Here is an 11,641-nt window from a genome sequence, read left to right on the forward strand (position 1 = left end):
CAATAGATCCCAAACAACCAAGAATAAATTTCAAAAAATCAAACGCACATCTGTTGATTTGTGCACTGCTGGGTTTATCAATAGTCAGCTGCAGTACAGATAATTTACATTCAGAAAAAAATGCTGCGCCTGATACCAAAAAAAACGAAGCAACAAAACCTGAAGCAACAAAAAGCACGCCGGTAAGAAATCTCGGTGATCGCAAGGGCGAGGATATGACACCGCCGATTGCCGCCGAGGATATTCCTCCCGCGCCGGTTTTAGCGGTGCCACAAGCATTAAAGTCCATGCAGCTACAGCCCGGTTTTGTCATAGAAAATGTTGCCGCCGAACCCCATGTTTTTAGCCCGGTGGCCATGAGTTTCGATGGTAACGGGCGTATGTGGGTGGCGGAGATGAACACTTTTATGCCGGATTTGGACGGCAATAATGAAGAAATCCCCAAAGGTAATATCGCCATCCTTGAGGATACAAACGGCGACGGTAAAGTTGATAAGCGCAAAGTATTTTTAAATGATGTGATTTTGCCGCGCACCATTGTGTTGGTTAAAGGCGGTATTCTCTACGCGGATCAAACCCAGTTGTATTTTGCCGAAGTTCTGGCAGGTGATAAATTGGGCGTGCGTGAAGTGGTTGATCCAACCTATGCCCAAGGCGGCAGTGTTGAGCACAAAGCCAATGGCATGTTGTTTGGGTTGGACAATTGGTACTACAACGCCAAGAGTGATCGCCGTTACAAAATATTGCCACTCGATAGTGAATTGCCCCAAGGTGCGGAAGAAATTTATCGCAACCGTTATTGGAAAATGGCGAGCGCCACGACTGAATATCGCGGCCAGTGGGGCATGAGCATGGATGATTATGGCCGCTTGTTTCACACCTGGAACAGTGCGCCAGCGCAGGGCGAATATTTGCGCCCTAATTCACTCAATAAAAACCCCGGTTTGGTGCAGGAAATAAAAGCCCAGAGCATTGGTGGCAACCAAATTTATCCAGCGCGAATTAACCCGGGCGTGAACCGCGCTTATATGCCGGAGACCCTGGTTGCTAAAGGGCCAAATAAAGGCGAATTAATTAATTTCACCGCTGCCAGTGGCAGTGTGGTTTATCGCGGGGATCAATTTCCCGCTGAATTTTATGGCGTTGCTTTTACCCCGGAACCAGCGGCCAATTTAATCTCGGCCAGACGTATTATCGAGGAGCAAGGGCAATTTCGCGGCGAGGAGATTTATCCGCAAGGTGAAATTCTTGCCTCCACCGATGAACGATTCCGCCCGGTAAATTTGTACACCGCGCCCGATGGCTCACTCTACATTCTTGATATGTATCACGGTGTTATCCAGCATAAAGAATATTTAACCAGCTATTTGCGCGAGCAATCAGAAAGTCGCCAACTCCATAAACATAACAGCACGCTGGGGCGCATTTATCGCCTGCGTTGGGCTACTAACCCTTTGGCTCCCAAGCCACAATTGGAGGGTAAAACCACTGCGCAATTGGTTCCCTATTTGGCGCACGCCAATGGTTGGTATCGCGATACCGCCAGACGCTTGATCATCCAACAGAACGATAAAAGTGTGACTGAGGCGATTACTCGCTTGGTGCAACAAAGCCGCGATCACCGCGCACAAATCAATTCGCTCTGGACGCTGGAGGGATTAAATGCTGTTAATGCCAACAGCATCCGCGCCGGCTTGCATGCTTCTCACCCCAAGGTGCAAATTTCAGCAATCGCGTTGTTAATGCATTTGTCCAAAGCCGAGCAGCAACAATTTGCCCCGCGTTTGACAGAGCTGGCCAAGAGCGACTATGAAGTCGCCCTGCAAATTGCACTTAGCGCCGGTGAATTAAAAATCGATTCCAGTTTGGCGCTGATCAAAACCGTGTTGGCGAATTATGGCGATCAGCCGTTGATCAATCAGGTGGTAGTCAGTGGTATCGCGGGTCGCGAACAAGCGTTAAAAACATTTTTAGGCGCTGATGCCAGTCAGGAATTAATTGCGTTGTTGGATTTGGTGGGCAAACAAAAAATTATCGAAAGTAATTTCAACAAACTTGTCACCCAGGAGCAAAACCAATACTACCGTGGTCAGGCGTTATTTGACGGTGGCGCAGCCTGTTTTGGTTGCCACGGCAAACAAGGGCAGGGCATGGACGGCATGGCACCGCCATTGGCACAGAGTGAATGGGTTACCGGTGAACCGGAACGTTTAATCAAAATATTACTGCACGGTTTAAATGGTCCCATCACCGTGAATGGTGTGCATTACCAATTACCGATGATGATGCCGGGCTTGGGCGCTAATCCAAATTTCAGCGATCAGGACACTGCCGACATAGCCACCTACATTCGCAACAACTGGGGCAATGCCGCACACGCAATCAGCGCTGATGAAGTCGCCAAGATTCGTGCACAAACGGAAAACCGTAATCAACCCTATACGGCCGGTGAGTTGGGCGAGTGAGTTAGGGCGGTAAATCCCAAGAAAATGCTCAACAAATTGGGTTTGCGCTTGCTTGAACTGACGTCACAATTTGCACAGTAAAACAGTGTGAGGCTATGGACAAGGAGTGCTGAATCCTTAAACTGCGCACTCGCGTTTTTTCAAGATCATCTACACAAGGATGCCAATGTGATCAATCTAGTCATTAAAGACTATACCGGCCAAGCCTATGAGTTGGCCGGTCGCGCCACACTTCCTAGCGCGTCATCAGCAAAACCTTATTCCAGCGATTCCTATTCGACATTTCGCGTTGTGGCAAGGTTGCCGGTAGCCCCGGATCAATGGATGCAAATCCTTAACCGTGTCCATCAACGATTACCTGATCTACATGGCACTCATCCGGGAGAGGTATATCAGGTCGTGGCGCAGGCAATAATGCGTGGCGATTTAATGCTCTATCAATTGCCAACGCTCAATGCCAGTCACGCGCTGGCAGGTAAAAAAGGTGTTGGGCTAAGTATTATCAAGGGCCCCAAGCCTCATAGCGCCACTGACCTTATCCCCGAACCGATTAAAACGACAGACTCCGCCCGGCAATTGTTGGATGACTTGGGCATTAGCAGTGATATGTTTTTGGCGCACCTGGCCAACGAAAATCTTTTTAACGCCGCGCAAAAGAACAATGCGCTTAGCGAAGCCCTACAACTACTCGCCAGCGGCGAATTATTGGCTTATAAAATCCCCTTGCCACCCAAAGCCCCTCCGGCAAAAGCGGTAGAGTATGTCGCTGCAACCACTGCAGATAGACCAGTGCCCTTGGCACCGGAAGTTAATCGTGCGGTTGATAAATCAGTTTCGGAGAACCCTGGAAAGATTGATGTCACTGCTCTAGGTACGCATAAAAACTCCCAATCAGAAAGTGACCTTAGCGTTTTTGTATATGAAGAGCCCACCACAAGAGAAGTTGCATTGGCAAAAAGTGAAGGCAGTTCTAGTTTCCATATCCAGGCAAGAGAAAAGTTGTGTCGATTCTTTCTGGAATCTAATGGATTCTCTGAAAGTCAAATTGCTAACGCGATTGGTGATGAAGTGGCAGGCATTGATGGCGGCGTAGACCTAACTAAACCTGTTGAAATCATGATTTTTCCTCCTCCTGATGAAATGACTCAGTACGTTAACTCCCATGGATTTCCAGGAAACTGGTTTGATCCTATGAGCAATCAAACTCCTGATGCATTGGGATTGAGTGCTGAAGGTCGTACCCTTACTTCGTTTAAAGTGCCTTGTGGCAAGGGGTTGTTGTCTTACTCAAAACCTATTGTTGATAACTGGACAAATCCAAACAATCCAGTGAGTACTGTTGGTGGCGGAAAACAATTGTTTGTAAATGATACAACAAAAAAAACTATTATTTCTTTGAATAAAATTGGAATTTAAAATGGAATACAACACGCTTCGCATTGCAGCTCAGAAAGTTATTGACGCAATAGATACGACCCCCCCGCAATATACTTCAAAAAATATATTAACGTCGATTAAAAATCAGATGATATTCATACGTGACAATGCGGCAGCTGGTAAAAATCCATCTAAAGAATTGGCCTCTGATACTACATTTACCTATTCAATTCTATCTTCACGTGAATTAGCTAGCCCTGATGAACTTGTTTTAAAGGAATTGATAGATGATGTAACGAGAATTTTAAGATCTTAAAAAGCGTTAATTGCTAAGGATATAGCATGAAAAAAATTTCCAATACAGACCCCGAAAATCTGATAAACGATCCACGTATCGTTTATCAATACGCGGAGTTTCAATCTCACCTAAATGAAAATGACTACTGTTTTTGGCTAAAAGAAGGTGAGTATCTATTGTGGGCAAAAAAGGGTCTTTATGCTCCCTTGGATGGTGGTGCTAGTTATTGGGTTGGTGGGACTGAGTTAGAAATTCCCAAGGAAGGATTCGCTTGGTTCGTGAACGTTATCGAAGAAAAATTTTTCAAAACGGAAGCTGAGGGTGGCTTACCTAAAGGTCAGTTTGGTTACGAAGAGATAATCAATGGCGAGAAACTAATTGTGTCGAGGATGTTCGGTACGTCTGGATACAGATTTCGTAATCATTCACGCTATAGTCATCTATGGGATGACTCCACTGATCCTCAAGAGGCTATGTTCACTGACGAAATGCTTTTTGAAAAAGGGATGTTTGATGAATTTAAAAAACTAGCTGAAAAAATTGAGAAAGGGATAATTTAATGCTTTTAAAAATGGGCGCCGTAGCGCCCATTTTTTTCGCCCGGTTTTTTCGATTGGGCAATTAGAGAAGTGTTACAAGCTTGGTTTATCAATACTGCCAACGAATAGTCGCGCTGATATTACGCGGCTCGGCGTAGTAAGCCTGACTGTATTCAAAGCTGGTCAGGTAGGTTTCGTCGGTGATATTGCTCAGGTTGAGTGATGCCGACCAGTTGTCGTTGAACTCGTAACTGGCAAACAGATCCACCAGCGTCAACGCGTCCTGCTCAATCACTGTGCCGCGCAAATAAGTGTCTGAGCGATATTCCACAAAACTCCCCAACTTCAAACCTGGTGCAAATTGCGGGTAGTAATTGACGGTGAGTTTGGCCGATTGTTTGGGTGTGAAGGTGCGCGAGACTTCGCCCTTGTTATCGTCGATAGTGAGGTTGGTGTAACCCAGCACCAGGTTGATTTGCTCGGTCAGTTCACCGGCGATTTCAAATTCAAAACCGCGCGACTCATAATCATCACCCTCATAATAGTTACCGGTTTCACCTTGGTTAGGGTCGGTGTTAAAACCGGCCACTGTCGCCAAACCTTCTTGTGCCGTTTCAAACACCGCGAAACTGGTGTTGAGTTTGCCCTCAAAGAATTCGCCTTTTAAACCCACTTCTTTATTTACACCTGTCACCGGATCAAGGCGCTCGCCGGAAAGCTTGCTCTCGCTTTGCGGGGTAAAAGTTTCGGTGTAGCTGGTGTAGAGCGCGAGTTGTTTGCTCAGGTCGTAAGTCAGGCCAGCGTAGGGCACCACTACATCATCTTTTTTACTCAGATTGGCCCCGTAGCTGACGCTGTCGCTTTCATAGCGCGCCGAGCGCGCACCGGTCAGCAGTTTTAAATCGTCGCTCAGGCTGAACTGGCCGGCTAGGTAAACACCGGTTTGTTTATCGCTGGTGATTTCGCCGTTGGGCATGTCAGCGAAAGTGGGGTGAGGTGTATCGCCGGTCCATTCGGCCATATTGGTGATGGCGGGGAAGCCGTTACCGGTGGTGTAGTCGTAGAGGGCATTTTCATCCACATCGTTATCGGCTTGATTGGCGCCCACCACAAATTTGTGGGTAAGGCTGCCGGTGGTGAATTCGCCACTGGTAGCCACATCAAAGAGTTTGATGTCAGTTTCGCGGTCAAATTTACCGGCCCAACCAATCAGGCCAGACATGTCTTCATTGAGGGTGCCGTATACATAAAGCAGCTCTTGTGCGCCCTGGGTTTTAGTGCGGTTGTAAGTGGCTTTGGTATTCCAGCCATTGGCCCAAGTGTGGTCCAGCTCCACAAAACTGCGCGTGTCTTTTACATCCCAATAAGCCCAGTCGGCCGAGCTGTTCATAGAGCGACGGAAGTTGGTGGGGCGACTGCTGCCATCATCGGCCAGATAAGTCAGGGTGAGGGCGCCCCACATAGGGCTGTCGGCTTCACTTTTTTGGCGGCTGATACCAGCGGTGAGCAGGGTGTTCAGGCCCAAATCGGCCTCCACCACACCATAGGTACTGCTCAGGTCTTTGTGGTAATCCTGCAAATAGGAGTCGCGGCTCTGTTCGCTTACCACCACACGGGCGCGAATGGGTTCTGCTACCTGGCCGGACACATCGGCTTGCAGGCGGGTGTCATCCCAGCGCGCCTGGGTCAGGCTGGCACTGGCTTGGGTTTCCGCCGTAGGGCGTTTACGGATCAGGTTGACGGTGGCTGCGGGGCTGCCTAAACCGCTCATCAAACCACTGGCGCCGCGCACTATTTCCACGCGGTCATAGGTGGCCATATCGATATCGCCTTCCAGCAAACCCCAGTGCAAGGGAATGCCTACGCCATCCATTTGGAAGTTGTTGATGTTAAAGCCGCGCGCTTCAAAGTAGGTGCGGTCGGTTTCCGAACGCTTCACGCTCACACCGGTTGCGGTATCGAGAGCTTCATTAATAGTGGTGATGTTCAAGTCTTCAATTTGTTGGCTGGTAATCACCGACACCGATTGTGGTGTCTCGCGGATGCTCAAATCCAGTTTGGTCGCGGTGCTCATGCTGCCGGTGGTATAGGCGTCGGTCTGTTCCGTGGTATTGCCCAGTGCGTCGGCTTCCACTTTTACGGTTTTGAGTTTGCCCGGTTGCTCTGCAGCAAAACTGGTAGCAGGTGCCAATAACAGGCTGGCGATAACACTGGCAAGCAGGGTTTTGGTGTGGGTCATGGTGTCTGGCTCTCGGGGCTGATGTAAATGGCGCCATTTTATTCTCAAATGATAAATAATATCAATTGTAATATTGTTTTAAAGGGGAGTGATTTGCATGATGTACCGCTGGCAGGAATTGATTGACTTGCATGGCGCGCGCCTTTAACTTGCGCGCCCGAGGTGTCTGATGGGTAATCGCTCTTTAACCAGAGCAAGCCAGGATCAGAGTCAATGGGAAGTCGGTGCGTATCGCCTGCGTTATTAACGGCGATGCAATCCCGACACTGCCCCCGCAACGGTGTATTTGCGCTGTGTTAATCCCGCGTGAATGAGTCCGATACCAGCCTCAAACCGGAGCATTTGCTCCTTTTTGTTCACGATGTCGCGGAGGGCAACATCGGTGGAAATCTGTGTGTGTATTGGGCTGCGGCTCATACCTATTTTTCCGCTTTCCCTCCCTCATCCCATTTTGGATTGAGGAATCTCATGTCTAGCAAATCAACCGTGTTTTTACTGAGTGGCCTTAGCGCCGCGATTATTTCTATTGTCGCGCCGGTGTCTATCGCCGCCGAGAAAAAACTAGATACCGTGTATGTGAGTGCAACCCGCAGCGAAACCGCAACCATGCCGGTTGCGACGCAAATCAAAGTCATTAGCGAAGAAGAAATTCGCGTGAGCGGTGCAAAATTATTGTCGGAAGTACTGCGTACCCAAGCGGGTATTCAACTCACCGATTCCGACGGCAGCGGCGCGCGTAATGTCACTGCATCAATGCGCGGTTTGTCAGGCGCCAACAACGTGTTGGTATTGGTGGATGGCCGCAAACTCAATAACCCAAGCCTCGCAGCACCGGCATTAAACACTGTCTCGTTAAAAGATGTAGAGCGCATTGAAATTGTGCAGGGTAGTGCGGGTGTGTTGTACGGCGATCAGGCAGTCGGTGGTGTAATCAACATCATCACCAAACGCGCAGCAGCCGGCGAAACCGACGGCACCATTAGCGCCACCAGTGGCACCGATAATTTGGAAGACTACACCGCCAGCGTACGTCAGGGTTTTGAAAATGGTTTGAGTTACAGTGTCTCCGCACAAAAGCGCAATGCGGATAACTACCGCGATAACAACCAAAATGCCTATGAAAACGTATTGGGAAATGTGCGTTACGATTTTGCAAAAGGCTTTGTGTTTGTTGAAGGGCAGGCGATTGATGATGAGCTGCGTTTGCCTGGTGCGATTAGTAATGCGCAAGCGGCGGTGGATGCTCGCGTTACCTACTCGCCGAATAACTACGGTGATCAGCAAACCGATTTAATCCGTGTTGGTACCGGTATAGATATTACCGAGGCTTGGCAATTCCTTGCTGAATATGCTGACCGCGATGAAGACAGCATCGCCTTTTATGATGATTACTATTTGGTGGACGGCTACTCGCCTTGGCGTTCTGACAGTAATTTGCGAGTAAAAAATATTACTCCGCGTGTAGTAGGCAATATTGCAACCAGCAATGGTGTGGCGGTGGTTACTATGGGCTACGATCACACGGATGCGGATTACACCACTAAAGATGGCTTTACCAATATTGCGCAAAAAGTAGAAGGTGTCTATGCGCAGTTGGTTTATCCCATTACGGAAAAACTCAACGTTTCCACTGGCGTACGCTACAGCACAGTGGATGATGAAAATTTTGCACTGGGAACCGCACACGACGATAAAGTCAACGCGAGTGAATTGGGTTTGAATTACCAAATTGATCCCCAGTGGCGACTCTTTGCCCGCTATGCAGACGGTTTCCGTTTCGCCAATGCAGATGAAAATGGTGCGGTGTTACCCGGTGTTGAATTTTTGGAGGTGCAAACCAGTCAATCCTACGAGGCTGGTGCTGCATGGGCGGGCGAAAAAGCCAGTGTGACTTACTCGCTTTACCATATGGCCTTGAATGACGAAATCACCTTTGACAGTTTTGCTTATGCAAACATCAACTTGCCTGATTCCGAGCGTCAAGGTTTTATTTTTGAAGGGCAATTGCAGCTGAGTGACGAAATTGGCCTGCGCGCTAATTACACCTACACTGATGCAGAGCTGAGCGAAGGTGTTAATAAAGGCAATGCTGTACCCTATGTGAGCGAAAATACCCTGAACTTTGCTATTAACTTTGTGCCGACGGAATCGCTTATCGTAAACCTGGAATCCATTTACCTCGGTACACGTTATTTAAATGACGATGACGCCAACGCGATGGAAAAAGTCAGTGCACTGCAGTTGTTTAACTTGAATGTAATTTGGGAATACAAACAATTGGAGTTGGCTGGCCGCATTAAAAACCTGACGAACGAGCGTTATGCTGGCCTGCAAGCAGGCTGGGGGCAGTACCCACAACCAGAACGCAATTACGAAGCTAGCATCACTTATCGTTTTTAATGGTTTAATTAAACCCATTCCTCCTGTAACGGGAGGAATTTAATCTTCGTCACTCCTGCGCAAGCAGGAGTCCAAAGTTTAAAACTCTGGATACCCGCATGTGCGGGTATGACGCTAAATATCCACCACTTAACTTACTAGCGAGCCGCATCATGACCGACGACCATAGCCAAAGCGATGAAAAAGCCAAACGCCATCAAGAACGCATGCAGCAGCGCAAAGAAATTGTTGATGCCGCTATCGCGCGCGCCGATGAAGAACGCGGTGTAGTCATTGTATTAACCGGTGACGGTAAAGGTAAAAGTTCCTCCGGTTTTGGTACGGCGCTGCGCTGTTTGGGGCACGGCTACAAAGTCGCTATAGTGCAGTTTATTAAGGGCACTTGGGAATGTGGTGAAAAAAACTTTTTAACCGAAAGTGTTTTTCGCGGCGCCAATGCGCAGTTGGAATATTTTGTGATGGGCACTGGTTTTACCTGGGAAACCCAAAGCGCCGAACAAGATAAAGCTGCCGCTGAAAAAGTATGGGAAGAATGTGAACATGTATTCCGCGATCCGGATATCCATTTGGTATTGCTGGATGAACTCACCTACATGCTTAACTACAAATATCTGGATAAAGATAAAGTCATTACCGCAATTCAAAATCGCCCGCGCAACCAAAACGTAATCATCACTGGGCGCGGTGCTAAAAAATATCTGGAAGACTTGGCTGATACTTTTAGCGAAGTCAAAGCCATCAAACACGCCTTTAACGCCGGCGTAAAAGCACAGAAGGGTATTGAGTGGTAAGCCTCTCTAGCAAAACCCTAATGATCCAAGGCGCTAAGACCTTAATGGTGCAAGGCACCACCTCCGATGCGGGTAAAACCACATTGGTTGCCGCGCTGTGCCGGATTCTAAAAAATCGCGGCGTGTCGGTTGTGCCATTTAAACCACAAAATATGGCTCTCAATTCCGCTGTCACCATTGATGGTGGCGAAATTGGCCGCGCGCAAGCGCTGCAAGCACAGGCGGCTGGGCTTGAGCCGCATACGGATATGAATCCGATTTTAATTAAACCTACCAGCGATACCCGCGCGCAAATTATCGTGCAGGGCAAAGCCATTACCGATATGGATGCAGCGGTTTATCACGATTACAAAACCCAGGCGATGGGTTATGTATTGGATTCCTACGCACGCTTGCAGCAGCAATACGATGTGATTTTGGTAGAAGGCGCGGGCAGCCCGGCGGAAATTAATTTGCGCGACCGCGATATTGCCAATATGGGTTTTGCCGAAGCTGTGGATTGCCCGGTGATTTTAATTGCGGATATCGATCGCGGCGGTGTATTTGCGCATTTGGTCGGCACGCTGGAATTATTAAGTGAATCCGAGCGAGCACGAGTGATAGGTTTTGTAATTAATCGCTTTCGCGGCGATTTAGGTTTATTGCAATCCGGGTTGGATTGGCTGGAGCAAAAAACCGGTAAGCCGGTATTAGGGGTGATCCCTTATTTGCAGGGGTTGTATTTGGATGCGGAAGACGCGCTCACCGCATCTGCCCCTAAAACCGCGGCGCAATTAAAGGTAGCAGTGCTCGCGTTGCCGCGTATTTCCAATCACACCGATTTTGACGCACTGCGTTTGCACCCACAGATTAATTTTCACTGGGTTGGGCCCAATCAACCCATTCCTGCGTGCGACTTGGTAATTATTCCCGGCAGCAAAAATACCCGTGCCGATTTGCAGTTTTTGCGCGCGCAAGGTTGGGATGTACAACTTCAAAAACACCTGCGTTATGGCGGAAAGCTAATCGGTATTTGCGGTGGTTTTCAAATGCTGGGCGAAACGATTGCCGACCCCAAAGGTGTGGAATCTGCACCGGGTACATCCCTCGGGTTGGGGTATTTGGCGCTTAGCACTGAACTGACCGAAGAAAAAATATTGCAACAGCGCACCGGTGTATTGTGGGACAAACACACTGTGCTCGCCGGTTATGAAATTCACACTGGCATCAGTCGCGGTGCCGCGTTATTGCAACCGGCGTGTTATTTCAATTGCGCTATTGATGGCGCCGACAAGCAAGTACCCGATGGTGCTATCAGTGACGACGGTGCGATTATGGGCACCTACTTGCACGGATTGTTTGATCAGCCCGCTGCACTGCAGAAACTGCTGGCGTGGGCTGGTGCAGAATCTGCAACCAGGTTGGACATCAATCAGCAGCGCGAGGACTCCATCGCCCGCCTTGCCAGTGCCACCGAAACGGCACTGCGCAGCGACTTTTTGCAGCAGTTCTCTTCTGTCCCCTAGTTGCTGCCAGTTATCAGAATGGCATAG

8 protein-coding genes and 1 riboswitch are annotated in these 11,641 nt (G+C 48.7%); of the genes, 7 read left to right on the top strand and 1 reads right to left on the bottom strand.

What is annotated here, in order from left to right; genetic code table 11:
• The first annotated feature begins 215 nt into the window (after window positions 1-215).
• From NNX04_RS00115 to NNX04_RS00130, 4 genes are all read left to right on the top strand, one after another.
• Window positions 216-2,465, top strand: a complete 2,250-nt coding sequence (locus tag NNX04_RS00115) for a PVC-type heme-binding CxxCH protein (protein ID WP_261947084.1) — start codon at window positions 216-218, stop codon at window positions 2,463-2,465.
• A 168-nt stretch (window positions 2,466-2,633) separates the two neighbouring features.
• Complete coding sequence (locus NNX04_RS00120) at window positions 2,634-3,881, top strand: hypothetical protein (RefSeq protein ID WP_261947085.1); 1,248 nt, start codon at window positions 2,634-2,636, stop codon at window positions 3,879-3,881.
• Window position 3,882: 1 nt separating this feature from the next.
• Window positions 3,883-4,158: a hypothetical protein gene (locus NNX04_RS00125; protein WP_040392728.1), complete on the top strand. Its 276-nt coding sequence runs from the start codon at window positions 3,883-3,885 to the stop codon at window positions 4,156-4,158.
• Window positions 4,159-4,184: 26 nt separating this feature from the next.
• Complete coding sequence (locus NNX04_RS00130) at window positions 4,185-4,700, top strand: hypothetical protein (RefSeq protein ID WP_007643766.1); 516 nt, start codon at window positions 4,185-4,187, stop codon at window positions 4,698-4,700.
• Between the two features lie 88 nt (window positions 4,701-4,788).
• Here NNX04_RS00130 and NNX04_RS00135 read toward each other — a convergent pair whose 3' ends face one another.
• Complete coding sequence (locus tag NNX04_RS00135; protein WP_261947086.1) at window positions 4,789-6,918, bottom strand: TonB-dependent siderophore receptor; 2,130 nt, start codon at window positions 6,916-6,918, stop codon at window positions 4,789-4,791.
• Between the two features lie 143 nt (window positions 6,919-7,061).
• Window positions 7,062-7,263, top strand: a riboswitch (cobalamin riboswitch).
• A gap of 123 nt (window positions 7,264-7,386) precedes the next feature.
• Between NNX04_RS00135 and NNX04_RS00140 the strand changes: the two genes are divergently transcribed.
• The 3 genes from NNX04_RS00140 (at window position 7,387) to NNX04_RS00150 (ending at window position 11,614) form a co-directional block, all read left to right on the top strand.
• The gene (locus NNX04_RS00140) at window positions 7,387-9,318 is read left to right on the top strand and encodes a TonB-dependent receptor (RefSeq protein ID WP_261947087.1); all 1,932 of its coding nucleotides are present in this window, start codon (window positions 7,387-7,389) and stop codon (window positions 9,316-9,318) included.
• A gap of 152 nt (window positions 9,319-9,470) precedes the next feature.
• Window positions 9,471-10,109, top strand: a complete 639-nt coding sequence (gene cobO, locus NNX04_RS00145; protein WP_040392925.1) for a cob(I)yrinic acid a,c-diamide adenosyltransferase — start codon at window positions 9,471-9,473, stop codon at window positions 10,107-10,109.
• A 44-nt stretch (window positions 10,110-10,153) separates the two neighbouring features.
• Window positions 10,154-11,614: a cobyric acid synthase gene (locus tag NNX04_RS00150; RefSeq protein ID WP_261948380.1), complete on the top strand. Its 1,461-nt coding sequence runs from the start codon at window positions 10,154-10,156 to the stop codon at window positions 11,612-11,614.
• The last annotated feature ends 27 nt before the right edge of the window (window positions 11,615-11,641 follow it).

This window comes from Cellvibrio sp. QJXJ (assembly GCF_024452345.1).
GTDB lineage: Bacteria > Pseudomonadota > Gammaproteobacteria > Pseudomonadales > Cellvibrionaceae > Cellvibrio.